Here is a 24,854-nt window from a genome sequence, read left to right on the forward strand (position 1 = left end):
AGCAAGCTCTCCTTGGTTTATCCCACGGCGGACAAGCCGGTCACGGCGCTGAGCGAGGTCGACCTGACCATCGCCAGGGGCGACTTCGTCTCGCTGATCGGTCCCAGCGGCTGCGGCAAGACCACGCTGCTGCGCGTGATCGCCGATCTGGAGCGTCCGACCGCCGGCCAGATCGCCATCGAAGGCATGACGCCGGAGCAGGCGCGGCTGAAACGGCTCTACGGCTACGTTTTCCAGGCCCCGGCGCTCTATCCGTGGCGGACGGTGGAACGCAACGTCATGCTACCGCTGGAGATCATGGGGATCGCCCGCGCCGAACGACAGGCACGGGCCCGCGAGCAGCTGGAGCGCGTCGGCCTGTCGGGCTTCGAGCGCAAGTTCCCCTGGCAGCTGTCGGGCGGCATGCAGCAGCGCGTCTCCATCGCCCGCGCTCTCGCCTTGCAGCCCGACCTGCTGCTGATGGACGAGCCGTTCGGCGCGCTCGACGAGATCACCCGCGACCACCTGAACCTGCATCTGACCCAGCTGTGGCGGGCGACCGGCAAGACCTGCGTCTTCGTCACCCATTCGATTGCCGAAGCGGTGTTCCTGTCCACCCGCATCGTGGTGATGAGCCCGCGCCCCGGACGCATCCTCGACGTCATCGACTGCGATAGCCTGCCGCGCGAGCGCACGCTGGACATCCGCGAGTCGCCGGAATTCGCCGCCATCGCCCACCGTGTGCGCGAGGGGCTGAAGGAAGGGCACAGCTACGATGACTAAGCGTGCGCTTCCCGTCACCGTGATGACGCTGCTCCTGCTGGCGGCCTGGTACATCGGGGCGGCGTGGCTGAACTGGCCGCAGGCGGCTGAAACGCTGGCGCGCGCCAACAGGCCGGCCGGCTTCGCGGATGTGCTGGCCCAGGCCTATGCGATGAAGCGGCCGATCCTGCCCACCCCCGATCAGGTGGTGGTGGAGCTGTGGAACTCCCTGACCGGCTACGCGCCGACCAGCCCGCGCAATTTGCTGTTCCATGCCTGGGTGACGGCGGAGGCGGCGCTGACGGGTCTGGCGATGGGGCTGGCGCTGGGCATCCTGCTGGCCGCCGGCATCGTCTATACCCGGACGCTGGAAGCCAGCCTGCTGCCCTGGGTGATCGCGTCGCAGACCATCCCGATCCTGGCGATTGCCCCGATGATCGTCGTCATCCTCGGCAACATCGGACTGACCGGGCTGCTGCCGAAGGCGGTGATCTGCATGTATCTCTGTTTCTTCCCGATCACGGTCGGCATGGTGAAGGGGCTGCGCTCCGCCGATCCGCTGTGGCTCGACCTGATGCGGACCTATTCGGCGAGCGGGCTGCGCGCCTTCTGGTCGCTGCGGCTGCCGGCCTCAATGCCCTTCCTGTTCGCCAGCCTCAAGGTGTCGGTCGCCATCAGCGTGGTCGGCGCCATCGTTGGCGAGCTGCCGACCGGCGGGCAGGCCGGGCTGGGGGCACGGCTGCTGTCGGGGTCCTATTACGGCCAGACCGTGCAGATCTGGGCGGCGCTGATCATGGCCTCGCTGCTGTCGGTGGCGCTGATCGCGGTGGTGCGTGGGCTTGAGCTGGTCCTGCTGGGCCGGGCGGGGGCGCGATGAGCGATTCGACCGGCGATGAGGCGACAAATCCCTACCGCACCAGCCTGCGCACGGCCGCCGATTGGGGGCTGGTCGCCATCGCCCTGCCGGCGCTGGCGGCATTGGCCCTGCCGGTGGGCGCCCAAGGCGGCGCCGTCCTCGGCTGGTTCGGCGGAACCATGGCGCCGCTGTTCCTGATCGGGGTGGTGCTGGCTGTCGTTGCCGGCGCGTCGGCACCGAAGCGGGTCTGGGGCGCCTGGCCGGAATTGGCCGGCGTGGCGCTGGCCTGGCTCCTGCCGCTGCATCTGCTGAACGAGGGGCTGGACCTGTCGGCCGGCTGGGGGCTGTGGCTGTTCCTGGTCGCGGCGACGCTGCTTTTGTGGCGGGTGATGGGGGTGCTGGCCGGCGTGCCGGGCTGGACCCGCTCCGTCATCGTGCCCGGCCTGTTCGGGCTCGGCCTGCTGGTGGGATGGGAGGTGCTGGTCCGCGGCTTCCAGGTGCCGGCGATCCTGCTGCCGCCGCCCAGCCGCATCGCGGCGGCGCTGGCCGCCAACGCGCCGGTGCTGTGGGACGATTTCCGTCAGACGGTGCTGACCTCCGTCCTGCGCGGCTATGTCATGGGCTGTGGTGCCGGACTCATTGTGGCAATCCTTGCCGACCGCGTGCCGTTTCTTGCCCGCGGATTGCTGCCGCTCGGCAATCTTGCCAGTGCCATCCCGGTGGTCGGCATCGCGCCGATCATGGTGATGTGGTTCGGCTTCGATTGGCAGTCGAAGGCGGCGGTCATCGTCGTCATGACCTTCTTCCCGATGATGATCAACACGCTTGCCGGCCTTGGCACTTCGGAGCGCATCCAGCTCGACCTGATGCGCAGCTACGCCGCCGGCTATGGCCGCACGCTGGTGAAGCTGCGGCTGCCCAATGCGCTGCCCTTCCTGTTCAACGGCTTGAAGATCAACTCCACCCTGGCCCTGATCGGCGCCATCGTTGCCGAATTTTTCGGCACCCCGGTGGTCGGCATGGGGTTCCGCATCTCCACCGAAGTGGCGCGGATGAATCTCGACATCGTCTGGGCCACCATCGCCGTGGCGGCGCTGACCGGTTCCGGCCTGTATGGCGCGCTGGCGCTGCTGGAGCGGGCGACGACGGCCTGGCATCCGTCGATGCGGGGGCGTTGACGGGTCTCGCGAAGCCGCTGGCACGGCCATTGCTTTCACCCAGCCATTCAAGCCGGCAGGGAGGTGGGCATGGCCGATGTCGTCGTTCTGAAGCATGTCCGCCTGACGCGGGCCCTGCTCGCCATCGAGATGGCCGCCGCGTCGCTGGACGGTGAGCTTGTCGCCCTGCGCACCGCCGGACAGGCCGGTCTGCTGGGCGATTATGCCGAGGAAGCCACGCTCCTGCGCACCTATGTTCGCACCTTGCGCGTCCTGTTGCAGGCGATGACCCCCGACGAGGTGGACGAGGCGGGCCTCAGCGAGCGCCATGCTTTGGCGGAAGCGGCGGTCGGCCGTTGCGCCGCCGCGCTGCGGGTGCTGGATTTGCCGGTCGGTGGTGGCCCGGTCAGCGGAACCGCCTGACGACCGCTGTCGCGAAACCGACAGCGGCTTGACGCCTTCCGGCCACTACCATACTGCCGTATGGCTGGGATGCGGAACGCCTTTCCCCTCTCCGCCGCCGGATCGCCGCGCTATAGTGGCAGGCCCAACGAACAGTCGGACTCCACCGACAAGGCTGCAGGCTTGATAAGGGCGCGATGAGGCTTCTCGTTTCCGATCTGACCCACCGCTATGACGATCTGACCGTGCTGGACGGCATCGACCTGACCCTGGCGGAGGGGGAAATCCTGGCGGTGATCGGCCCCAGCGGCTGCGGCAAGTCGACCTTGCTCGGCATCGCCGGCGGCATCGTCGCGCCGACCTCCGGCAGCATCCGGGTGGAGGGGGAGGTGCCGGACGGCTGCCTCAACCCGATCACCTTCATCTTCCAGGACTTCGCCCTGCTGCCCTGGCGCACGGTGGAGGACAATGTCGCCCTGGTGCTGGAGCATCACCCGCTCTCCGCCGCCGAGCGGCGCGAGCGCATCGACAGCGGCCTGCGCCGCATGGGGCTGTGGGAGTTCCGCAAGGCGCTGCCCAAGCAGCTGTCCGGCGGCATGCGCCAGCGGGTCGGCATCGCCCGCGCGCTGGCGGTGCGTCCGGCGATGCTGCTTCTGGACGAGCCGCTGTCGGCGCTGGACGCCCAGACGCGCGAGCTGCTGATGGACGATTTCCTGGAGCTTTGGCGGCGGGAGAAGACCACCGCCCTCTATGTCACCCACAATCTGGACGAGGCGCTGCGGCTGGCCGACCGTGTCTGCGTGCTGAGCCGCCGTCCGGGCCGCATCCGCGAACTGGTCACCATCGAGGAGCCGCGGGAGCGCCGGCAGGAGCCGTCGGCCCAGTTTCATCTGGCCGAAGTGCGCGACCGCTTGTGGCACCTGATGAAGGCCGAAGCCCAGATGGCCGACCGGGAGATCGCCCGTGCCTGACAGCCTGAACCCGCCCACCGCAGCCGCGGCGTCCGCGATGGGCCAGCCCGTCCGCTTCCGTGGCGGCGGTTTTACCGTAAAACGCCATCCCTGGGCGGCGCTGGCCGCCTTCGCCGTGCTGATCGCGGTATGGGAAGGCGCGAGTCGTCTCGGCCTCGCCAGCCCGCTGTTCCTGCCGCCGCCGAGCGCCGTCGCCCGCGCGCTGGCCGGCATGGTGACCGACGGATCGCTCTGGCTGAACCTGAAGGCGTCGCTGGGGCGCATCGCCGTCGGCTGGGTGCTGGGCACAGCGGGCGGCATGCTGGTCGGCTTCGCCATGGGGATCTTCTCCACTGCCCGCGCGGTCGGCGTGCCGCTGGTGTCGGCCTTCTTTCCGATTCCGAAGATCGCTCTTCTGCCGCTGTTCATCCTGTGGTTCGGCATCGGCGAGCCGTCGAAATTCGCAACCATCGGCTTCGGCGTCTTCTTCCCAACCGTCATCGCCACCTACAGCGCCATCGATTCGGTGCCGCGCAACCTGATCCGCATGGCGCAGAGCTTCGGTCTGCCCTGGCGGTCGATCCTGCGCTCCATCGTTCTGCCGGGCGCCTTGCCGGGCATCCTGGCCGGCTTCCGCATCACCGCGTCGATCGCGCTGATCCTGGTGGTGGCAGCGGAGATGATCGGTGCCGAATACGGCATCGGCGCCTTCGTGCTGATGGCCGGCAATCTGATGCAGACCGACACGCTGCTGGCTGGCGTGCTGGTGCTGTCACTGCTGGGGCTCGCCATCGGCACGGTGCTGTCGCAGCTTGAACGGCGCCTGCTGAACTGGCGCTGACCGGCTTTTTCCCAAGAAACCGAACCATCCATCGGGAGGATTTCCGTCCATGACCGCCGCCATGACCCTGGCCCGCCTCACCCGGCGTGCCCTGATCGCCACCACTGGCGCCGCCTTCGCCGCCGGCACCCTGATGTCCGCCGCGCTGGCGCAGCCGCTGGAGAAGGCGACGGTCGGCGTGCTGGCGCTGTCCTCCTCCGGGCCGATCTTCATCGCCAAGGCCAAGGGCTATTTCGAGAAGGAGGGGCTGGACGTCGAGCTGAAGATGTTCACCTCGGCCCAGCAGGTTCCGGTCGCCGTCACCTCGGGCGATGCCGATTTCGGCGTCACCGGCCTGACCGCCGGCTTCTACAACCTCGCTTCCAAGGGGGCCGTGACCATCATCGCCGCGCAGAGCCGCGACGAGCCGGGCTTTCCCTTGAGCGCCTATCTCGCGACCAACGCCGCCTATGACGCCGGGCTGAAGACGCCGGCCGACCTGAAGGGCAAGCGGGTCGCCATCACCACCGTCGGCTCGACCTTCCATTACATGATCGGGCTGTTGGCGCAGAAGCACGGCTTCACGGTCAAGGACGTGACCATGGTGCCGTTGCAGGACGTGCCGAAGATGGTCGCCGCCTTCAAGGGTGGGCAGGTCGACGCCATCATCGCGCCCTCCACCGTGTCGCGGCAACTGGTGGCCGACGGTGCCGGCAAGATGCTGGGCTGGGTCGGCGACGAGACGCCCTGGCAGCTCGGTGCCCTGTTCACCGCGCCGAAGACGATGAAGGACCGCCGTCCGCTGGTCGAGAAGTTCGTCCGCGCCTACAAGACCGCGCTGGCCGAATACCACGCCGCCTTCAACGGCAAGGACGCCTCGGGCAATCTGGTGAAGGGCCCCGGCTATGACGAACTGCTGGGCATCATCGCCGACGCCACCAAGCAGAAGCCCGACATCGTCGCCGCCGGCCTGCCCTATGTCGATCCGCAGGCCCGCCTGCTGGTGGACGACATCGTCAATCAGGTGAAGTTCTGGCAGTCCGAAGGTCAGGTCGACAAGGCGCTGGATCCGAAATCGGTGATGGACCTCAGCGTCGCGGGTCAGTGAGGTTAAGGGGAGGGGGCGGTCACACCGCCAGATAGGCCGCTCTCACCCCGTCATCCGCCATCAGCTCCGTCATCGGGCCGGTCCAGCGCGGGCGGCCGGTTTCGATGACGCAGGCGCGGTCGGCGACCGATGAGGCGAAGGACAGGCTCTGTTCGGACAGCAGCACCGACAGCCCCTCCGCCTTCAGCTGCCGCACCGCCTCGGCCATCTGTTTGACGATCAGCGGCGCCAGGCCCTCCGACGGTTCGTCCAGCAGGAGCAGCGACGGGTTGCCCATCAGCGTGCGGGCCAGCGTCAGCATCTGCTGCTCGCCGCCGCTCATCCGGGTGCCGCGGCGTCCGCGCATCTCCGCGAGGTTGGGGAACAGCGCGAACAGTTTCTCCGGCGTCCAGGCGGGGGCGCCGGGGCGGGACGGCTGGCGGCCGACCTCCAGATTTTCCTCCACCGTCAGGTCGGCGAAGATGCGGCGATCCTCCGGCACATAGCCGACGCCGAGCCGGGCGATGCGGTGGGCGGGCAGGGCGGACAGGTCGCGGCCGTCGAAACGCAGGGTCGCGGCACGCCGCTCGACCAGTCCCATGATCGCCTTCAGCGTGGTGGTCTTGCCGGCGCCGTTGCGCCCCATCAGCGCCACCACCTCGCCCCGCCCGACCGTCAGGGCGATGCCGTCGAGGATGTGGGCGCGGCCGTACCAGGCCTGGAGGCCGTCGACCGTCAGCAGGGGTTCGCTCACGCCTTGCCTCCCAAATAGACGGACTGCACGCGCGGGTCGGCGCGCACCTGATCCGGCGAGCCCTCCGCGATCAGCCGGCCGCGGTCGAGCACCAGCACGCGGGTGGCGTGGCCGAAGACGGCATCCATGTCATGCTCGGTGAACAGCACGGCGAGCCCGCGCTCGCGCACCAGCTCCGCTGTCAGCGCCATCAGGGCAAGCCGTTCCGCGGGCGCCATGCCGGCGGTCGGCTCGTCCATCAGCAGCACAGTCGGCTCGCTCGCCAGCGCCATCGCCAGTTCGACCCGCTTGACGTCGCCATAGGCCAGCACGCCGCAGGGCCGGTCGGACTGTGCCGCCATGCCGACGCGGTCCAGCAGCGCCAGCGCCGGTTCGCGGAACTGGGCGGCTGCCGGGCGCCACAGCCCGAACAGCCGGCGGGCGCGCGACAGCAGGACCATCTGCAAGTTCTCCGCCACCGTCATCGAGGCGAAGGTCGCGGTGATCTGGAACGTGCGCCCGACCCCCAGCGCCCAGATGCGCCGCGGCGGCAGCCCGACCAGTTCGGTGCCGTCCAGCCTGACCGAGCCCGAGTCGGGACGCAGCTGGCCGTTCAGCAGGTTGAAGCAGGTGCTCTTCCCGGCGCCGTTCGGACCGATCAGCGCCAGCAGGTCGCCGGAACGCAGGGTGAAGGACACGCCGCCCACCGCCTGCACCCCGCCGAAGGAGCGTTGCAGGTCGCGCACCACCAGCTCGCTCATGCCCGCCTCCTGATGCCCGAGAGGAAGCCGACGATCCCCTTGGGGAAGACCAGCACCAGCGCGACGATGATCAGGCCCAGCACCAGCCGCCACCAGTCGGTCAGGCTCATCACCTCCGACTCCAGCAGATGGAACACCAGCGCACCGGCCAGCGGGCCGGCGACGGTCTGGATGCCGCCCATCAGCACCATCACCAGCGCGTCGACCGACTGCGGCACCGCCAGCAGGGTGGGGAAGACGCTGCCCTTGGCGAAGGCATAGAGACCGCCGGCCAGCCCAGCCGCGGTGCCGGCCAGCACGAAGGCCATCCATTGGAAGCGGCGCACGTCGATGCCCACCGATTCGGCGCGGAGCCCCGAGTCGCGCCCGGCCCGCAGCGCGTAGCCGAAGGGGGCGAAAGCCGCCCGGCGCAGCAGCCACAAGGCACCGCCGCACAAGCCCAGCGTCAGCCAGTAATAGGTCGCCTTGCCCGCCGCCCAGGCCGGCGGCCAGACGCCGAGGATGCCGTTGTCGCCGCCGGTCACCGCATACCATTGGAAGGCGATCGACCAGACGATCTGGGCGAAGGCCAGCGTCAGCATGGCGAAATACAGCCCCGACCGCCGCACGCAGAACCAGCCCGCCACCAGCGCCCCCAGCCCCGCCAGGACCGGCGCCCCGGCCAGCGCCAGCGGCATCGGTGCCCCCAGATGCTTGACCAGCAGGGCCGAACCGTAGGCGCCCAGCCCGAACCACGCGGCATGGCCGAAGGACACCAGCCCGCCCAGCCCGATCAGCAGATGCAGGCTGGCGGCGAACAAGGCGAGGATCACCACCTCGGTCAGCAGGATCAGCGCGTAATCGCCGGCGACCAGCGGCGCCGCGGCGAGAAGTGCCAGCAAAGCCAGCGCCCACGGCCCGGCGTGGCGGCCGGCCGACAGCGGCACGGTAACGGTGGCGGGTGCGGTCGGCGGCACCTCCTCGGCCCGGCCGAGCAGGCCGTGCGGGCGCAGCACCAGAACCACCGCCATGAACAGGAAGACGATCACCAGCGTGATCTGCGGGAAGACCAGGATGCCGAAGGCCTGCAATTGCCCGATCAGCAGCGAGGCGAGGAAAGCGCCGGTCAGGCTGCCCATGCCGCCGACCACGACGACGACGAAGGCCTCGACCACGATGGCCATGTCCATCTGCAAGGTCACCGATTCGCGCGGAACCTGCAGCGCGCCGCCCAGCCCGGCCAGCGCGCAGCCCAGGAACAGCACGCCGGTGAACAGCCGCGCCGGATCGACGCCGAGCGCGCTGGTCATCTCGCGGTCCTGCGTCGCCGCACGCACCAGGGTGCCCCAGCGGGTGCGGTTGAACAGCAGCCACAACAGCCCGAGCACCAGCGGCCCCAGCCCGATCAGAACGAGGTCGTAGAGCGGGAAGGGCTGGTCGAGGATGTCGATGGAGCCCTTCAGCCCCGGCGCGCGGCGGCCCAACAGATCCTCCGGCCCCCAGGCCCAGGCGGTCAGATCCTGAACCACCAGAACGACGCCGAAGGTGCCCAGCAGCTGGAACAGTTCCGGCGAGCGGTAGAGCCGGCGCAGCAGCCCGATCTCCATCGCCGCCCCCAGCACGCCCATCGCCAGCACCGCGGCGGCGACCGAACCCCAGAATCCGGCCGGCGTGCCGCCGAACCGCTCGATGAGCGACCAGCCGGCATAGGCGCCGACCATGTAGAAGGAGCCGTGCGCGAAATTCACGATCCGCGTCACGCCGAACACGATGGTCAGCCCCGACGACACCAGGAACAGCGTCGCCGCGGTCGCAAGCCCGCTGAGGGCCTGGACGAGCAGGAAGGACATGGGGGGGAGGCGCCGGAAACCGGGCGCCTTACTCCGCCGGCCGCATCTTGCGCGCCGCGTCGTCGGGCGGCAGGTAGTTGGCACCGTCGGCGTAGCGCCAGTCCTTCATGGTGCCGCGGCCGTTCTTCACCGTCGTGGTGCCGACATAGGCGCCCATGGTCGCCTGGTGGTCGGACGCGCGGAAGGTCACCGGGCCGACCGGGCTGTCGATGGTCAGGCCGGCCAGCGCATCGACGATCGGCTCCGCGTTGGCCGACTTGGCCTTGGTGATCGCGGCGGCGACCGCCTTCATGGTGATGTAGCCGACGATGGACCCCGCCTTAGGCGACTCCTTGAAGCGCGCGGTGTAGGCGGCGACGAAGGCCTTGTGGGCGGGCGTGTCGATCTGGTCCCAGGGATAGCCGGTGACGATCCAGCCTTCCGGCGCCTCGTCCTTCATCGGCTCAAGGTATTCCGGTTCGCCGGTCAACAGGCTGACGACCTTGCGGTTGCGGAACAGGCCGCGGCCCTCGCCCTCGCGCACGAACTTGGCGAGGTCGGCACCGAAGGTGACGTTGAAGATGGCGTCGGGCTTGGCGGCGGCGAGCGCCTGCACAGTCGGCCCGGCCTCCAGCTTGCCCTGCACCGGCCACTGCTCGGCGACGAACTCGACGTCCGGGCGCTTTTCCTTCAGCAGCTGCTTGAACCACGCCACCGCCGACTGGCCGTATTCGTAGTTGGGGGCGACAGTGGCCCAGCGCTTGGCCGGCAGCTTCGCCGCCTCTTCCACCAGCATGGCCGCCTGCATGTAGGTGCTGGGACGCAGCCGGAAGGTGTAGCGGTTGCCCTTCGACCAGGTGATGGCGTCGGTCAGCGGCTCGGCCGCGACGAAGGGCATCTTGTTGCGCGCGGCGAAATCGGCGACCGCCAGCCCGATGTGGGAGAAATAGGTTCCGGCCAGCACGTCGACCGCCTCGTTCGTCACCAGTTCCTGCGCGACGCGCACCGCGTCGTCGGGCTTGCCGGCATCGTCGCGCGAGACGACCTGAAGCTCGCAGCAGCCGATCACGCCACCTTCGGCGTTGATCTCCTCCAGCGCCAGCTGCCAGCCCTGGCGGTAGGGAATGGTGAAGGCGGGCAGGCCGGTGTAGCTGTTGATCTCGCCCACCCGCACGGGTGCGCCGGAGAATTTCACCGGCTCTTTCGCCGACTGGGCCGCGGCTGGGCCGGCAGTGAGAGCCGCCGCTGCAATCGCGATTGACAGGGTGGCGCCCAGAGCGGCGGGGCGAAGGAGCTTCGCCAGCGGCGAGGCGGTCGGGTGGCGGTGCTTCATCCTGCGGGGACCCCGGTTCGTAAGAGACCAGCGGCGTGTCCGGTCGCGGTGCGACGCAACACACCGCGTTCATAGCAAACCCGGCGCAAAAGTCACCGACTGATCGGGGTTTTCCCGCCCGTGCCCCTCCTTGGCTGCCCTCTCGGGGTGCCGCCTACATCAGGCGGGCCAGCAGCGACATGAACTGCACCCGCTCCTCCTCGCTCAGCGGGGCCAGCGTCTGCTCGTGGGCGGCGGCGGCATTCGCCATCAAATCGATGACCAGGGCCTGGCCGATCCGGGTCAGCCGGACGCTGGTGCGGCGGCGGTCCTGCGGGTCGGGCTGGCGTTCCACCAGGTTGCGTTCCACCAGCCGCAGGATCACGCCCTGGGTGGTGGCGGGATCCATGTAAGTGAGGCGGCCAAGCTGGTTCTGCGACAGCGGGCCTTCGGCATGCAGCGTGGCCAGCGCCCCCCATTGCGTGGGCGTCAGCAGCTGGTCGCCGATCACCTCGATGAAGATCGCCGAGGCACGCTGATGGGCGCGGCGAAGGCGGTGGTGAACCTGGCCGGCCAACTGGTAATCGCCGGGAGGCAGTCGTCCGAAGTCGTCCATGTCAACGGGCCCGTGGTTCGCGCCCGCCTTCGGTCCGGGGCGAAGGCTGGGGCGGACACGGACCGCCGCTCCCGGCTGCGTGGGCAGGGATGGCGCGGCGTTTCCCGCCTGTCACCATCCGATGCGTCCATCATGCGTTCCTCATGGAAAGGGTAGAAAACACAATGGGCGCAGTGCAATCTTCGCAGATGCGGCATAGAGCCACAGGAATGCGAATGTCATCGCTTGCGCAACAAAAGAAGCGCCGCAAGCCTGAAAATAAGCTGCGAACGGATTCTGTCGCAATTCGGAGAGTATGCGCCACCAATTCATGGCCGCGGCGGCGCGATACCCTTCCGCCGCCGCCGCACTTCACCGGCTGCTTTTGCTCAGGGCGTCCGTTTGGGCGGATAGCTGTCGGGCGGAGCGGTCTTTTCGGCTGGACTGACGGCATCGTCCTTTTCGGGGGGAGTCACGCCGCCCGGCGTGTAGGGCGGGGTTGTGGCGTCGGGCGGACGCTTGGTCGAGGGCGGCGGGGGCGGTGTGTCGAGTTGGCGGGTCATGCGGCACCTTTGCGGATCAAGAAACGTGATGAACAACCCGCCGCCGGGCGGGCGGTTCCAAAGCACGAGCCCTGTTGCGCCATCGGCTTCGCCTCGTTGCTCTATGACCTTCATCTTAGGACCATTTGAAAAAGACGCTGGAATCAAGCAGACCACCGCTTCAGGCCACAGTGACCGGCCGGCAGCTTTTTGTTGCGGCCACACCACAGGGGCCGGCAAAAGCAGCGGTGCATGGGCTTCACTGTTGCGTGGGAAGCACGGTTTGTTGTGTCTTTGCCGAGGATGCGTCCGCAGCGGTCCCGGCCGGGGTTCTGGCCGAAGACCGGCGGCGGCGCGCCTCCCACCAAGGAGCCGGACCCCCGGCCCAGTGAGCCGACCGAACCCAGCCAAGCGCGGTGACTCCATGAAGACCAGCACCCTTTCCCTTCTCGCCCTCGCTCTCGCCTCGACCGGGCTGACGTCGCTTCCCGCCGCCGCCCAGGACGACCTGCAGCGTGGCGAAACCGTGCTGGAGCGCCGCCGGCCGGAGCTGGAGCAGCTTGGGCTGCGCGCCGGCTCCTTCCTGTTCCTGCCGCGGGTGGAAGCCGGCGCCACCTATGACACCAACGTCTACGCCACCCGCGACAACCACGAGGACGACGTCATCTGGACGGTCCGGCCGCGGCTGGACATCAAGTCGGACTTCTCGGCCCACGCGCTGAACTTCTCGGCCTCGGCCGATGCCGGCCGCTACAGCGACCATTCCGGCGAAAACTACACGGATTATGCCGTGCAGGCCGACGGCCGCTTCGACGTGAACAAGGGCGGCGCGCTGGACGGCCAGCTGTTCCACCGCCGCAATCACGAAGGCCGCGGCGACATCAACAGCCTGCAGGGCTATGCCGAGCCGGTGACCTTCCTCACCAGCGGCGGCGAGGCCGGCTACACCCAACGCTTCAACCGCCTGCGCGCCCGCGTTTCCGGTTCGGCCCAGTACATCTCCTATGACGACGTCGACCTGATCGGCGGCGGCGTCGCCCGCCAGGGCGACCGCGACCGCTGGGAATATGCATCGGTCGGCCGTGTCGGCTACGAGTTCATCGAGGGCTACGAGGCCTTCGTCCAGGGCACCTATTCCTGGACCCGCCACAAGAACGACCGCGACGCCTTCGGCCTCGACCGCGACTCGGACGGCTACGAGGTGGTGGGCGGTCTGGCCACCGACCTGACCGGCCTGATCACCGGCGAGGTCTTTGCCGGCTACCTCGTCCGCAACTACAAGGATTCGCGGCTGGAGGATTTCAGCGGCCTGTCCTTCGGCGGGCGCGTGAACTGGGCGGTCACCCAGCTGACCGGCATCAGCGCCACCGCCAGCCGCCAGGTGCGCGAGACGTCGGCCAGCCCCGGCTTCGGCACCGCCTCCAGCTACACCCGCACCCTGGTCGCGCTGGGCGTCGACCACGAGCTGCTGCGCTCGCTGGTGCTGAACGGCCGCCTGCAATACCGCCAGGACGACTTCAACGGCAACGACCGCAACGACAAGGTCTATACGGCCGGCGTCGGCGGCACCTACCAGATGAACCGCAACCTGTATCTGACCGGCGGCTATACCTACGAAAAGCGCAATTCCAACATCAGCTCCGCCGAGTACAGCGACAACCTGATCTATCTGCGACTCGGCGCCCAGATGTAATCCAGCAGGTAATCCGCCGGAATCGGATCGGCCGGCCGGGAAAGTCCCGGCCAAAGGTCCTAAAGGTTCCGCTGAACAGGGCAGGGCGTCCGTCCTATGACGGGCGCCCTTTTCTTATGCCTGCTCTTATGATCGATGGCGATGTACTGAACAGATCCGAAGGCGGTAATTCCTCTCCACTTTTTCCCAAGCGCTTGCGAGTTGCTAGTCTCCACCCGAATTCAGGTGCGTGACCAAAGGGCGCCGCTGCAAGGCGGCCGGCGGATGGATCGGTTTCTCGGAACCGATCCGTCGAACGGGCCGGACCGGCGCTGTGGCAGGCATCCACCAGCCAGGGAAAGGGTTTAGGGATGAATCGACGTCAGGTGATCCGTGCGCTGGGCCAGGGGATCGGGTTGGCCGCGCTCGCCGTTGCCATGGTCGGCTGTGCCGGCGGCAACGACGCGCCGATGGAGACCGCCAGCGCCGGTCAGATCGGCGAATACCGTCTCGGCCCGGGTGACGCGCTGCGCGTCATCGTGTTCGGCGAAGAGCAGCTGTCCGGCGAATTCCGCGTCGACGGCACCGGCAAGGTTGCCATGCCGCTGATCGGCGAGGTTTCGGCCAAGGACCGCAACACCCGGGACCTGGAGAAGGAAATCGCTACCCGGCTGTCCGCCGGCTATGTGAAGGATCCGAAGGTCAGCGTCGAGGTGCTGAACCACCGCCCCTTCTTCATCCTGGGCGAGGTGCGCAACCCCGGCCAGTACCAGTATGTCAACGGCATGACCGCCCTGTCGGCGGTGGCGATGGCCGGCGGCTACACCTACCGCGCCAAGGAGGACTACGTCCTCATCACCCGCGGCAGCGATCCCAAGAAGGAAATCCGCAAGGCCCCGATCACCACCTCGGTGATGCCGGACGACGTGGTCCGCATTCCGGAGCGCTATTTCTAAGCAACGGTTTCCAAGAGCCAACGGCAGGACGCTGCCGGATTGCAAGAAAGCCCGGCCGGGGAGCACCCGGCCGGGCTTTCTGCCGTCTGCGGATCGGGATGTCCGATCAGGTGTCGAGCGTGTCGCCGCCCTTCTTCTGCCCCGGCGGCATGCGCTGGTTCGCGGGAACGACCGCATCGCGGGAGATACCGTGCGGCGGGGTGGTGCCGGCGGCTTCGTCGTCGGTGCCGAGCGGCGCCGCGGCGGGATCGGTGGCGGGAACCTTGTCGCCGGTCAGGCCGCGGTCGATGTCCGCGCGCATCCGATTCGCTTCCGCGCTGGGGGTGGTCGGCGTCCGGTCACCCGACTCGGGATGGGGCTTGGTCATGGTCGGCCTTTCGCGCAAACTGCTGTGAGGGGCATTCCGATGCCTTCTCCAACCGCCGCGTCCTGCCGGGGGTTCCCCGCCGGGGCATATCGGTGGGCTTATCGGCGATCGTAAGACCCGGCCCGACCACTCAACGCCATGGGAGCGCCCGATGCCCGACACCGGCCTGACGCTGTTGGCGTTCGTCATCCCGGCGATTGCGGTGACCCTGTTGCTCGTGGCCACGGTCCTGGCGGTCCGCGCCCGCGGTTGGCGGCGGCTCTATTGGGCCTGCTGCGCGATCCTGATCGCCGGCGGCAGTGCAGGGGCGGCGATTGCCCTGTGCTGCCTGTCTCCGACGGTGCTGCCCGACGGGTCCATCAGCGGAGAAATGCCCCCGACCTTCGGAGCCGGACTGATGCTGGCATTCGTGGGATGCGGCAGGGCCCTGCTCGGCCTGATCTTCGTCGTGGGCAGGGCCCGTCCGCGTCAGGGCCGGGGCGCAGGCTGGCGGTGAAACCTGACTGACAGAACTTGGAAAAGGTGAGGGTAAGCTCCCGGCCTACCCCTGTTCACTCCGCCGGGACGGGGTTGTTGAGCGAGCGTTCGACGAACTGGTAGACGACGACATCCGGCTTCTGCGCCTCGATCAACGCCTTGTCGAAGCGCAGTCCCTTGTGCTCCGTGACCACCGCCTTGCTGAAGCTTTCGGCGATGTACGGGAACATCGGGATGGTGAAGGAGTCGCGGAACCACACCACGCTGGGTGCCGTCGGCAGATCGGCGCGCAGGATGTTCTGCACGATGCCGTTCGGCATCGAGACGTCGTTGGCGCGCAGCTTGGGCGGCCTCAGGGACTCGTAGCGGACCTCCTCTTCCTGATAAACCGCGGCCAGTCCCAGCATGCGGGCGAGGTCGAGGTCGACGCCCTGGCGCATGACTTGGACCTGCTTCATGTCGGCCGGCGTCAGCGGCGTGAAATCAGGGCGGACCGTCTTGATCCACTCCACGATCCGCCGATAGCCGATGGCGAAGGCGGCATCGCCCGTCCAGTGCGTGTCGGCCTGGAGATAGACCTTCATGCTCTTCTTCGCGGCGACGAGGTCGGCGGTCATGTCCTTGAACACCAGCGGCGAGCGACGTTCCGCCAGCCGGCGCACGATCTGCTCCATCCGGCTTTCCGGGTTCACCTGGGTGGCCCAGGCCGGCAAATCCTCGAGATAGACGCGCTCCTTGTTGGGGATCGCGACCATCAGCATGGGGACGCCGCGCTCCGCCAGCCATGCCTGCCGCCGTTCCATCACGTCGATCCAGCGGTCCAGCTCCTCCGGCGAGAAGCGGTCGATGCCGCGCGTCTGCTCGAGCGCATGCTCGCCCGTATAGAACAGCCAGCCGTTCCGGCCGAGCACGACAAGCGGCGAGGTGCTCTGCCCGAACACCTTGACCCGGATGAAGTTGTTGGCGAGGACGAGATCGTTGCGGAAACCGAAATGGTCCTTCAGCCACGCCTCGAAGCGCTGCGGCAGGACGGAAAACTCGTCGAAGGTGGCGGGCAGGTCGGGCAGCTCGTTCGGCGCCCGCATTTCGGTCGCCGTCACGCCCGTCCCGACCGACAGCGTCTGGCCGATCATGGGCAGCAGCAGGAGCGCCAGGAAAATCCCGATGCACAGTTTCTGCAACAGCGTGCTGTGCACGATCCCGAGAGACATCGCTCGCATGGTCAGAACCGGAAGTAGATGAACGGGTTGTAGGTGCCGGCCGCGAGGCTCATGACCGCCAGCGCGAACATGCCGAGCAGGCCGGCGAGGTACAGCGCCTCGCCGGTGCCGACCAGCATGCGCCCGCCGGTCGCGTTCCGCACCGCATCCAGCCCGCCCCGCACCAGCCGGCCCAGCAGCGGCGTCGCGGCGACCGCGCCGATGACCAGGGCGGTGACGGTTTCCGGCGTCAGGAACTGCAGGACATGCGGCGCCAGAGGGCTGGGATGGCCGGCGCCGGCCATGGCCTTCAGGAAGATCCAGGCATGGCCCAGCGTGTCGGCGCGGAAGAAGACCCAGCCGATCATCACCACCAGCAGCGTGTAGACATGGCGGACCGCCGGCGCCGACCGGTCGAGCATCCGGGCGATGCCCAGCCGCTCGAACACCAGGAAGGCGCCATGCCACAGGCCCCAGACCACGAAGGTCCAGCTGGCGCCATGCCACAGGCCGCACAGGAAGAAGACGATCAGCAGGTTGCGGTAGGTGGCCAGCGGACCGGCGCGGTTGCCGCCCAGCGGGATATAGAGATAGTCACGGAACCACATCGACAGCGAGATGTGCCAGCGGCGCCAGAATTCGGTGATCGACTGGGCGATGTAGGGATAGTTGAAGTTCAGCGGGAAATGGAAGCCGATCATCAGCCCCAGCCCGATGGCCATGGTCGAATAGCCGCAGAAATCGAAAAAGATCTGCAGGGTGTAGCAGACGATTCCCAGCCAGGCGATCGGCAGGCTCAGTCCCGTCGGGTCGAGCGCGAAGATCTGGTCCGCCGCCACCGCAACCGTGTTGGCGATCAGCACCTTCTGCGCGAGGCCGATCACGAAGATCTGAATTCCCTCGGCGAACAGCCCGGCGCTGACCCTGCGGTTGTGGATCTCGTCGCGGATGTCGTGGAAGCGGATGATCGGTCCCGCCACGAGCTGCGGGAACATTGTGATGTAGACGGCGACATAGATCAGGCTGCGCTCGACCGGAACCTGCCGGCGGTAGACGTCGATCAGGTAGGACAGCGCATGGAAGGTGAAGAACGAGATGCCGAGCGGCAGATGCACCTGCGGCGGTCCCGACAGCAGGTTGGGGAAAACCGCGGCCACCATCTCGTAGAAGAAGCCCAGATATTTGAAATAGACGAGAATGCCCAGGTTGACGACGACGCCGGCACCCATGGCGAGTTTGCGGCCACGCCCTTCCTGGCCGGCGATCCACAACCCGAAGGCATAATTGACGAGGATCGACAGCAGCATGACGTAGGTATAGATCACCTCGCCATACGCATAGAAAACCAGGCTGAAGAAAAGCAGCGTCCCGTGCTTCAAGGGCAGGGAATAATAGCAAAAGATAAAAATTGGCAAAAAATAAAAGATAAATACGATAGAGCTGAAAACCATCATCCACCCTTATGCCATCCCTGCTGCGCGCCTGTGGGTCCGGAACTCCAAATTCAAGCGGCATTTCGGTCCAGAGCGGCATGGGATATACCCCAGATCGGGTGCCGTATCCAGACCTATGCGGGAACAGTGCAACCCTACCGCGACGGGCCGGCAAGGCTTCCCGGTGTGCGTTGCCTTGCCCGTGACCGCAGAGAGTCGGAAAGCCCTCTGGTTGCAACCGGATGGGCGCCTAGGGGCGCGCCGATGGCGGATGCTTGGCAGAAACGCCACAATGGCTGGGCGGTGAGTGACAGAAAAGAAGACCGCCCTGCGCACGCCTCCAAGCGATTGGACGGCCCCAAGGTCCGATGAGCCCGTCATGTCGGCGGCTTGAACCCGCCTCAGCGGAATGGCAACCGACCGACTTTTTTCCCAGAAAGCAAAACGGCCTAGCGCAGTGTGCGCTAAGCCGTTGAAAAATCTGGTGCCGGATACAGGAATCGAACCCGTGACCTTCTGATTACAAATCAGCTGCTCTACCAGCTGAGCTAATCCGGCGCCCGCCGCTTGCGGGAGGCACACCTTAGCGCCCCTTTTCCGCGTAAACAAGCACTTGACCACGATGGTGTTGCGGGGCGCGATCACTCACGCAGGCGGGCGACCTCATAGAGTGCCACCGCGGCGGCATTCGAGACGTTGAGGCTGCCGACCGGTCCGCCTGTCGGCAGCCGGGCGATCGTGTCGCAGCGCTCCATGGTCAGCCGGCGCAGGCCGCTGCCTTCCGCGCCCATCACCAGCACCGTCTTTCCGGTCAAATTCAGCTTGGCCAGCGTCGACGGTCCCGATTCGGCGAGCCCCACCGACCAGAAGCCGTTCTGTTGCAGATCCGTCAGAGCCCGGGCCAGATTAGTGACGCGGATCAGCGGCACCGCCTCCAAAGCGCCCGAAGCGCTCTTGGCGAGAACACCGGTCGTCTCGGGAGCATGGCGCTCGGTCACCACGACCGCACGGGCGCCGAAAGCGGCGGCGGATCGCAGGATGGCGCCGACATTGTGCGGGTCGGTCACCTGATCGAGCGCCACGATGACCGCCGAGATTTCCCCCGCCAGCTCGTTGCACAGATCCTCGATGCCCAGATCGGGCAGGGGAGAGGCATCGACGACGACGCCCTGATGCACCGCACCAGGCGGCAGCATCCTGTCAAGCTCCACCCGGTCGGTCGGCGACGCCTCCGGCCTTTGCAGCCCTTGGGCGCGGGCGGCGGCAATTGCCGGTTCCAGCGCGGCGCGGCCCGAGTCGGTCACCAGCAGGCGATGGATGCGCCGTTCGGGGTTGGTCAAGGCGGCGGCCACCGGGTGAAGTCCGTAAATAAGGACGCCACGTGCCGCGGGTCCCCGTCCTCCCTTGGCCGCCTTGCGGCCGCCGCGCGCTCCCTCGTCCCCTTCGTCCTGCCGCGGAGACGCGCCCGGCTGAGGCCGGCCGCCGGATCGGTCGGCGTTGCGGTCGGTATTGCGGTCGGTATTGCGGTCTGCGGGACGGGCGGAGGAGGGGCCGGAACCGGGATGTCTGGAGCGCGTCATGATACCCACGAAGAAGGGGAGGGGGCCGCAGCGGACTGCGGCCGAATTTTTTCTGGTGTGAACCGCTTAACCCGTGTTGACAAGGCCTGAAAAATTCGCATATTGCCGAACTCCGCGGCGGGCATCGCCAGGCCGCGGACTGGAAGGGTGGCCGAGTGGTTAAAGGCAGCAGACTGTAAATCTGCCCGCGTACGCGTACGCTGGTTCGAATCCAGCCCCTTCCACCATTACTTTCCACGGCTTGTCCGTGATCGCGTTTGCCCCGGACGGTCGCGCCGGCGGGATGCTTGCGGGTGTAGCTCAATGGTAGAGCAGAAGCCTTCCAAGCTTACGACGGGGGTTCGATTCCCCTCACCCGCTCCAATCCCGCGTGCGCCACGGAAAACCGATCTCGGCCGGGCCATTGTGTGCGTCCGGAACGTCGGGAACGAAAGACCAAAGCGATGGCGAAGGCAAAGTTTGAGCGGAACAAGCCGCACTGCAACGTTGGCACGATCGGCCACGTCGACCACGGCAAGACGTCGCTGACGGCGGCGATCACGAAGGTGCTGGCGGAGTCCGGCGGCGCCACCTTCACCGCTTACGACCAGATCGACAAGGCGCCGGAAGAGAAGGCGCGCGGCATCACGATCTCGACGGCCCACGTCGAGTACGAGACGACCAACCGTCACTACGCGCACGTCGACTGCCCGGGCCACGCCGACTACGTGAAGAACATGATCACGGGCGCCGCCCAGATGGACGGCGCGATCCTGGTCGTGTCGGCCGCCGACGGCCCGATGCCGCAGACCCGCGAGCACATCCTGCTGGCGCGCCAGGTTGGCGTTCCGGCGCTGGTTGTGTTCATGAACAAGGTCGACATGGTCGACGATCCGGAGCTGCTGGAGCTGGTCGAGCTGGAAGTGCGCGAGCTTCTGTCGTCCTACCAGTTCCCGGGCGACGACATTCCGATCACCAAGGGTTCGGCGCTGTGCGCCCTGGAAGACCGTCAGCCGGAGATCGGCCGTGACGCCGTCCTGGCGCTGATGAAGACGGTTGACGAGTACATCCCGCAGCCGGAGCGTCCGGTCGACCGTCCGTTCCTGATGCCGATCGAAGACGTGTTCTCGATCTCGGGCCGCGGCACGGTTGTGACCGGTCGCGTTGAGCGTGGCATCGTGAAGGTCGGCGAGGAAGTCGAGATCGTCGGCCTGAAGGCGACGGTGAAGACGACGGTGACCGGCGTCGAGATGTTCCGCAAGCTGCTCGAGTCCGGTCAGGCCGGCGACAACATCGGCGCTCTGCTGCGCGGCACGAAGCGTGAGGACGTCGAGCGCGGCCAGGTTCTGGCCAAGCCGGGTTCGATCACCCCGCACACCAAGTTCAAGGCCGAAGCCTACATCCTGACGAAGGAAGAGGGTGGCCGTCACACGCCGTTCTTCACCAACTACCGTCCGCAGTTCTACTTCCGTACGACGGACGTGACGGGCATGGTTGCGCTGCCGGAAGGCGTCGAGATGGTGATGCCGGGCGACAACGTCGCCATGGATGTCGCTCTGATCGCCCCGATCGCCATGGACGAAGGCCTGCGCTTCGCCATCCGCGAGGGTGGCCGCACCGTCGGTGCCGGCGTCGTTGCCAAGATCATCGAGTGATGCTATAAGCCTGCCTCCCCCGTCGGACCCCGGTCTGGCGGGGGAGGTTGTCTGCCTGAAGAGTACGGTTGGGCTTCCGGAAAGCCGTTCTGAAAGTTATTCCGAAAGTCAGGTCGAAAGGCCTTGACACAGCCGCCTAAAGAATGGTTTAAGCGGCCTCCCACGCCGAAAGGTGTGGCCGGACGGAGATAGGAGTGTAGCTCAATTGGTAGAGCACCGGTCTCCAAAACCGGGGGTTGGGGGTTCGATCCCCTCCACTCCTGCCATCCCGTCCCAATAATGATTAGGGTAAAAGCGGCGCCCTCACAGTCGCTCCGGAGCTCGCACGGTTCGCACGATGGCTAAAGTCAATCCCGCAGAATTCGCGCGCGAGGTCCGCCGCGAGGTAGCCAGGGTTACCTGGCCGACCCGCAAGGAAACCGGCATCACGACCGCCATGGTGTTCGTCATGGTCGTGCTCGCCGCCCTGTTCTTCCTCGTCGTCGATCAGGTGCTGGCGGTTGCCGTTCGCTTGATCCTTGGGCTGGGGGGCTAAGACATGGCTGCGCGCTGGTACGTCGTTCACGTTTATTCGGGTTTCGAAAAGAAAGTCTCCCAGGCCATCCGCGAAAAGGCGGCTCAGAAGGGTCTGGAAGACAAGTTCGAGGAAATCCTGGTCCCGACCGAAGAAGTGGTCGAAGTGCGCCGGGGTTCCAAGATCAACACCGAACGCAAGTTCTTTCCCGGCTATGTCCTCGTCAAGATGGACCTGACCGACGAATCCTGGTCGCTGGTGAAGAACACGCCGAAGGTTACGGACTTCCTGGGTGGCGGCGGCAAGCCGCAGCCGATTTCCCAGCGAGAGGCCGAGCGGATCATCCATCAGGTGCAGGAAGGCTTTGAGCGCCCCAAGCCCTCGATCACCTTCGAGGTGGGCGAGCAGGTGAGAGTGAGCGACGGTCCCTTCACCTCGTTCAATGGTGTCGTCGAGGAAGTCGACGAAGAGAAGTCCCGCCTCAAGGTGGCGGTTTCGATCTTCGGTCGCTCCACGCCGGTCGAGTTGGAATACACGCAGGTCGAAAAGATTCTGATCGCAAGGTTCCACGGTTTATGAGTTGGAGCTGCCGGTGCTTGCATCGGTGGCTCCATTCTGTTGCGGGAGGCTCGCCATGGCCGAACCGCAAAACCCCGCGGCGCCGCGCCGGACCAATCGGTCAAGAGCGTGAGGCGTCGTCCCAGGAGGTTGTGAGATGGCGAAGAAAATCGTCGGTTACATCAAGCTGCAGGTCCCGGCCGGCAAGGCCAACCCGTCGCCGCCCATCGGTCCGGCGCTCGGTCAGCGCGGCCTGAACATCATGGAGTTCTGCAAGGCGTTCAACGCCAAGACGGCGGACCTGGAAGTCGGCATGCCGATTCCCGTGGTCATCACCGCCTACGGCGACCGCACCTTCACCTTCGTGACGAAGACCCCGCCGGTCAGCTACTTCCTCAAGAAGGCTTCGGGCAAGGACAAGGGTTCGACGACCCCCGGCAAGGGTGGTTTCGTCGGCCAGGTCACGACCTCGCAGATCCGCGAGATCGCCCAGAAGAAGATGGTCGACCTGAACGCGCACGACGTCGAAGCCGCCGCGAGCATGATCGCCGGTTCCGCCCGCTCGATGGGCCTCGAAGTGGTGGAGGGCTGATCCTATGGCGAAGCTGGGCAAGCGTCTGACCGACGCCTACAAGACCGTCAACCGCGACTCCTTCTACTCGCTGGAAGAGGCCGTCACCCTGGTCAAGGGTGCCGCCAAGGCCAAGTTCGACGAGACCATCGAGATCGCGATGAACCTCGGCATCGATCCGCGCCACGCCGACCAGATGGTCCGCGGCGTCGTGAACCTGCCGAACGGCACCGGCAAGACCGTCCGCGTGGCGGTGTTCGCCCGTGGCGCCAAGGTCGATGAGGCTCTGGCCGCCGGCGCCGACGTTGTCGGCGGCGACGATCTGGCCGAACAGATCCTGGCCGGCAACATCAACTTCGACCGCTGCATCGCCTCGCCCGACATGATGGGCGTGGTCGGCAAGCTCGGTAAGGTGCTGGGCCCGCGCGGCCTGATGCCGAACCCGAAGCTGGGCACTGTGACCCCCGACGTCGCCGGCGCCGTCAAGGCCGCCAAGGCCGGCGCGGTGGAGTTCCGTGCGGAGAAGACCGGCATCATCCACGCCGGCGTGGGCAAGGTCAGCTTCTCGGAAGAGGCGCTGGTCCAGAACATCCGCGCCTTCGTCGATGCCATCACCCGTGCCAAGCCGACCGGCGCCAAGGGCCAGTACCTGCTGAAGGTCTCGCTCTCGTCGACGATGGGCCCGGGTCTGAAGCTCGACCTCTCCAGCGTGTCGGCTCCGGCCGCCGCCTGATGACCCGTTTCGCCGCCGTCTGCCCTCGGGCAGCGGTGGCGTCCGGGCGGACCGCCTGAGGGGGAAACCCCGAGGGGACCCGCCCATCCCTGTCCGAGACCGCTGGTGTCCGTCCCCGACCGCAAGGAGAGGGAAGGGCTTAAAATTCACCCGCGCAGACAGGAGTTGAACCCGTTTACCCCTCCGGCCCCGCCGCCATGCGCGACGGGAACCGGTTCAGGAACGGCTTGACTTCTGGGACAGGTTCGCCGGATCTCCGGCCCTTCGGGGACGGGGGTCCATGTACACCTCTGTGCAAGGAGGCGATCCGTGGATCGTACACAAAAAGAAGCGACGATCGCGGCTCTGCAATCGAAGCTCCAGGACACGGGCCTGGTGGTGGTCACCCACCATCTGGGCCTGACGGTGAAGGAAGTCACCGACCTGCGTGCGAAGGTTCGGGCTGCTGGCGCCAGCTTCAAAGTGACGAAGAACCGGCTCGCCCGTCGTTCCCTTCAGGGGACGCAGTTCGAAGGTCTGGACGGTCTCTTCAAGGGACCGACGGCGATCGCCTACTCGAAGGATCCCGTTGCGGCTGCCAAGGTGGTGGCCGACTACGCGAAGACCAACGAGAAGCTCAAGATCGTCGGCGCCAGCCTCGGCACCCAGATTCTGGACGCGGAGGGGGTCAAGGCCCTCGCTTCGCTCCCGTCGCTGGACGAACTGCGTGGCCGCCTCGTGGGCATGATCCAGACCCCGGCGACCCGTATCGCCGGTGTCCTCCAGGCTCCGGGCGGCCAGGTCGCCCGCGTGCTTGCTGCCTACGCGAAGAAGGACGACGAGGCGGCGGCCTAACCAGGCCTAGTCACTCGTTTTTTACATCCCCAGAACTCAAGTCGTTTGGAGTAGTAACATGGCTGATCTGCAGAAGCTCGTCGACGATCTGTCGGCCCTGACCGTCCTGGAAGCCGCCGAGCTGTCGAAGCTGCTCGAAGAGAAGTGGGGCGTCTCCGCCGCCGCTCCGGTTGCCGTCGCCGCCGCCGGCCCGGCCGCTGCCTCCGCCGCTCCGGCCGAAGAGCAGACCGAGTTCACGGTGATCCTCGCCGATGCCGGCGACAAGAAGATCAACGTGATTAAGGAAGTCCGTGCGATCACCGGCCTGGGCCTGAAGGAAGCCAAGGACCTGGTCGAGGGCGCTCCGAAGCCGGTCAAGGAAGGCGCCACGAAGGACGAGGCCGCCAAGATCAAGAAGCAGCTTGAAGAAGCCGGCGCCAAGGTCGATATTAAGTAAGACCTTGTTGCGTACGAAGCACACAGTACCAAGCCGGACGGCGGTCGGTTCCCTAGGGGACCGGCCGCCGCACGGCATTTTCTGCCTTCCGCCGGACCGGGCTTGCCCGGCCCGGCTCTTTCCGTC

The 24,854-nt window shown here is 66.9% G+C and carries 27 protein-coding genes and 4 tRNA genes; 20 read left to right on the forward strand and 11 right to left on the reverse strand.

Going from position 1 to position 24,854, the window contains the following annotated elements; genetic code table 11:
- Window positions 1-12 precede the first annotated feature (12 nt).
- The 7 genes from ACWPN8_RS04510 to ACWPN8_RS04540 all read left to right on the forward strand — a co-directional run bounded on the left by ACWPN8_RS04510 (window position 13) and on the right by ACWPN8_RS04540 (window position 6,034).
- On the forward strand, window positions 13-762 hold the full coding sequence (locus ACWPN8_RS04510; protein WP_492240023.1) for an ABC transporter ATP-binding protein: 750 nt from the start codon (window positions 13-15) through the stop codon (window positions 760-762).
- Window positions 755-1,618: an ABC transporter permease gene (locus ACWPN8_RS04515; RefSeq protein WP_492240024.1), complete on the forward strand. Its 864-nt coding sequence runs from the start codon at window positions 755-757 to the stop codon at window positions 1,616-1,618. Before ACWPN8_RS04510 ends, ACWPN8_RS04515 begins: the two co-directional genes overlap by 8 nt.
- Window positions 1,615-2,775 carry an ABC transporter permease gene (locus ACWPN8_RS04520; RefSeq protein WP_492240025.1) on the forward strand — a complete coding sequence of 387 codons (1,161 nt, stop codon included), beginning with the start codon at window positions 1,615-1,617 and terminating at the stop codon, window positions 2,773-2,775. The genes ACWPN8_RS04515 and ACWPN8_RS04520 overlap by 4 nt, the downstream gene beginning before the upstream one ends.
- Window positions 2,776-2,844: 69 nt before the next feature.
- On the forward strand, window positions 2,845-3,177 hold the full coding sequence (locus ACWPN8_RS04525; protein WP_109450016.1) for a hypothetical protein: 333 nt from the start codon (window positions 2,845-2,847) through the stop codon (window positions 3,175-3,177).
- 176 nt (window positions 3,178-3,353) lie between these two features.
- Window positions 3,354-4,127, forward strand: coding sequence for an ABC transporter ATP-binding protein (locus ACWPN8_RS04530; protein ID WP_492240026.1), 774 nt, complete (start codon window positions 3,354-3,356; stop codon window positions 4,125-4,127).
- The gene (locus tag ACWPN8_RS04535; RefSeq protein ID WP_492240027.1) at window positions 4,120-4,947 is read left to right on the forward strand and encodes an ABC transporter permease; all 828 of its coding nucleotides are present in this window, start codon (window positions 4,120-4,122) and stop codon (window positions 4,945-4,947) included. The genes ACWPN8_RS04530 and ACWPN8_RS04535 overlap by 8 nt, the downstream gene beginning before the upstream one ends.
- A gap of 49 nt (window positions 4,948-4,996) precedes the next feature.
- Window positions 4,997-6,034 (forward strand): ABC transporter substrate-binding protein, encoded by a 1,038-nt coding sequence (locus tag ACWPN8_RS04540; RefSeq protein ID WP_492240028.1) that lies wholly within the window; start codon window positions 4,997-4,999, stop codon window positions 6,032-6,034.
- A 19-nt stretch (window positions 6,035-6,053) separates the two neighbouring features.
- On the opposite strand, the gene ACWPN8_RS04545 is transcribed toward ACWPN8_RS04540, so the two are convergent.
- The 6 genes from ACWPN8_RS04545 to ACWPN8_RS04570 form a co-directional block, all read right to left on the reverse strand.
- A complete protein-coding gene (locus ACWPN8_RS04545; RefSeq protein ID WP_492240029.1) occupies window positions 6,054-6,767 on the reverse strand; it encodes an ABC transporter ATP-binding protein in 714 nt (237 codons plus the stop codon).
- Entirely contained in the window at window positions 6,764-7,507 is a 744-nt protein-coding gene (locus ACWPN8_RS04550) for an ABC transporter ATP-binding protein (RefSeq protein ID WP_492240030.1), read from the reverse strand. Before ACWPN8_RS04550 ends, ACWPN8_RS04545 begins: the two co-directional genes overlap by 4 nt.
- Window positions 7,504-9,336, reverse strand: coding sequence for an ABC transporter permease (locus tag ACWPN8_RS04555; protein ID WP_492240031.1), 1,833 nt, complete (start codon window positions 9,334-9,336; stop codon window positions 7,504-7,506). The genes ACWPN8_RS04550 and ACWPN8_RS04555 overlap by 4 nt, the downstream gene beginning before the upstream one ends.
- A 28-nt stretch (window positions 9,337-9,364) precedes the next feature.
- Entirely contained in the window at window positions 9,365-10,648 is a 1,284-nt protein-coding gene (locus ACWPN8_RS04560) for an ABC transporter substrate-binding protein (protein WP_492240032.1), read from the reverse strand.
- 154 nt (window positions 10,649-10,802) lie between these two features.
- Window positions 10,803-11,243 carry a MarR family winged helix-turn-helix transcriptional regulator gene (locus ACWPN8_RS04565; RefSeq protein ID WP_109450029.1) on the reverse strand — a complete coding sequence of 147 codons (441 nt, stop codon included), beginning with the start codon at window positions 11,241-11,243 and terminating at the stop codon, window positions 10,803-10,805.
- Between the two features lie 368 nt (window positions 11,244-11,611).
- Window positions 11,612-11,785, reverse strand: coding sequence for a hypothetical protein (locus ACWPN8_RS04570; protein ID WP_492240033.1), 174 nt, complete (start codon window positions 11,783-11,785; stop codon window positions 11,612-11,614).
- A gap of 403 nt (window positions 11,786-12,188) precedes the next feature.
- Between ACWPN8_RS04570 and ACWPN8_RS04575 the strand changes: the two genes are divergently transcribed.
- Window positions 12,189-13,457: an outer membrane beta-barrel protein gene (locus ACWPN8_RS04575; protein WP_098740506.1), complete on the forward strand. Its 1,269-nt coding sequence runs from the start codon at window positions 12,189-12,191 to the stop codon at window positions 13,455-13,457.
- 350 nt (window positions 13,458-13,807) lie between these two features.
- A complete protein-coding gene (locus tag ACWPN8_RS04580; protein ID WP_109051350.1) occupies window positions 13,808-14,392 on the forward strand; it encodes a polysaccharide biosynthesis/export family protein in 585 nt (194 codons plus the stop codon).
- 106 nt (window positions 14,393-14,498) lie between these two features.
- Here the strand turns inward: ACWPN8_RS04580 and ACWPN8_RS04585 are convergent, their stop codons facing one another.
- Entirely contained in the window at window positions 14,499-14,693 is a 195-nt protein-coding gene (locus ACWPN8_RS04585; protein WP_492240034.1) for a hypothetical protein, read from the reverse strand.
- Window positions 14,694-14,910: 217 nt separating this feature from the next.
- Between ACWPN8_RS04585 and ACWPN8_RS04590 the strand changes: the two genes are divergently transcribed.
- Window positions 14,911-15,255, forward strand: coding sequence for a hypothetical protein (locus ACWPN8_RS04590; RefSeq protein WP_492240036.1), 345 nt, complete (start codon window positions 14,911-14,913; stop codon window positions 15,253-15,255).
- A 55-nt stretch (window positions 15,256-15,310) separates the two neighbouring features.
- Here the strand turns inward: ACWPN8_RS04590 and ACWPN8_RS04595 are convergent, their stop codons facing one another.
- The 4 genes from ACWPN8_RS04595 to rlmB form a co-directional block, all read right to left on the reverse strand.
- Complete coding sequence (locus ACWPN8_RS04595) at window positions 15,311-16,447, reverse strand: alginate O-acetyltransferase AlgX-related protein (protein ID WP_492240037.1); 1,137 nt, start codon at window positions 16,445-16,447, stop codon at window positions 15,311-15,313.
- A gap of 11 nt (window positions 16,448-16,458) precedes the next feature.
- Window positions 16,459-17,760 (reverse strand): MBOAT family O-acyltransferase, encoded by a 1,302-nt coding sequence (locus ACWPN8_RS04600; RefSeq protein WP_492240038.1) that lies wholly within the window; start codon window positions 17,758-17,760, stop codon window positions 16,459-16,461.
- Window positions 17,761-18,350: 590 nt separating this feature from the next.
- A tRNA-Thr gene (locus tag ACWPN8_RS04605) sits at window positions 18,351-18,426 on the reverse strand.
- Between the two features lie 83 nt (window positions 18,427-18,509).
- Complete coding sequence (gene rlmB, locus ACWPN8_RS04610) at window positions 18,510-19,448, reverse strand: 23S rRNA (guanosine(2251)-2'-O)-methyltransferase RlmB (RefSeq protein WP_492240039.1); 939 nt, start codon at window positions 19,446-19,448, stop codon at window positions 18,510-18,512.
- Between the two features lie 141 nt (window positions 19,449-19,589).
- On the opposite strand from rlmB, the gene ACWPN8_RS04615 reads away from it, so the two are divergent.
- The 10 genes from ACWPN8_RS04615 (at window position 19,590) to rplL (ending at window position 24,728) form a co-directional block, all read left to right on the forward strand.
- Window positions 19,590-19,675, forward strand: a tRNA-Tyr gene (locus ACWPN8_RS04615).
- A gap of 62 nt (window positions 19,676-19,737) precedes the next feature.
- Window positions 19,738-19,811: transfer RNA gene (locus ACWPN8_RS04620), tRNA-Gly, on the forward strand.
- 80 nt (window positions 19,812-19,891) lie between these two features.
- Complete coding sequence (gene tuf, locus ACWPN8_RS04625; RefSeq protein WP_492240040.1) at window positions 19,892-21,082, forward strand: elongation factor Tu; 1,191 nt, start codon at window positions 19,892-19,894, stop codon at window positions 21,080-21,082.
- A gap of 190 nt (window positions 21,083-21,272) precedes the next feature.
- Window positions 21,273-21,348 (forward strand) — tRNA-Trp (locus tag ACWPN8_RS04630).
- 71 nt (window positions 21,349-21,419) lie between these two features.
- The gene (secE, locus tag ACWPN8_RS04635; RefSeq protein ID WP_014246876.1) at window positions 21,420-21,617 is read left to right on the forward strand and encodes a preprotein translocase subunit SecE; all 198 of its coding nucleotides are present in this window, start codon (window positions 21,420-21,422) and stop codon (window positions 21,615-21,617) included.
- A 3-nt stretch (window positions 21,618-21,620) separates the two neighbouring features.
- Entirely contained in the window at window positions 21,621-22,175 is a 555-nt protein-coding gene (gene nusG / locus ACWPN8_RS04640; RefSeq protein WP_492240041.1) for a transcription termination/antitermination protein NusG, read from the forward strand.
- A 136-nt stretch (window positions 22,176-22,311) separates the two neighbouring features.
- Window positions 22,312-22,746: a 50S ribosomal protein L11 gene (rplK, locus tag ACWPN8_RS04645; protein ID WP_109451263.1), complete on the forward strand. Its 435-nt coding sequence runs from the start codon at window positions 22,312-22,314 to the stop codon at window positions 22,744-22,746.
- Window positions 22,747-22,750: 4 nt separating this feature from the next.
- Window positions 22,751-23,458 carry a 50S ribosomal protein L1 gene (gene rplA / locus ACWPN8_RS04650; protein ID WP_109051345.1) on the forward strand — a complete coding sequence of 236 codons (708 nt, stop codon included), beginning with the start codon at window positions 22,751-22,753 and terminating at the stop codon, window positions 23,456-23,458.
- Window positions 23,459-23,767: 309 nt separating this feature from the next.
- Window positions 23,768-24,292, forward strand: coding sequence for a 50S ribosomal protein L10 (gene rplJ / locus ACWPN8_RS04655; RefSeq protein WP_098740499.1), 525 nt, complete (start codon window positions 23,768-23,770; stop codon window positions 24,290-24,292).
- A gap of 58 nt (window positions 24,293-24,350) precedes the next feature.
- Window positions 24,351-24,728: a 50S ribosomal protein L7/L12 gene (rplL, locus tag ACWPN8_RS04660; RefSeq protein ID WP_109451260.1), complete on the forward strand. Its 378-nt coding sequence runs from the start codon at window positions 24,351-24,353 to the stop codon at window positions 24,726-24,728.
- Window positions 24,729-24,854 lie beyond the last annotated feature (126 nt).

This window comes from Azospirillum sp. UENF 112521, from assembly GCF_058780665.1.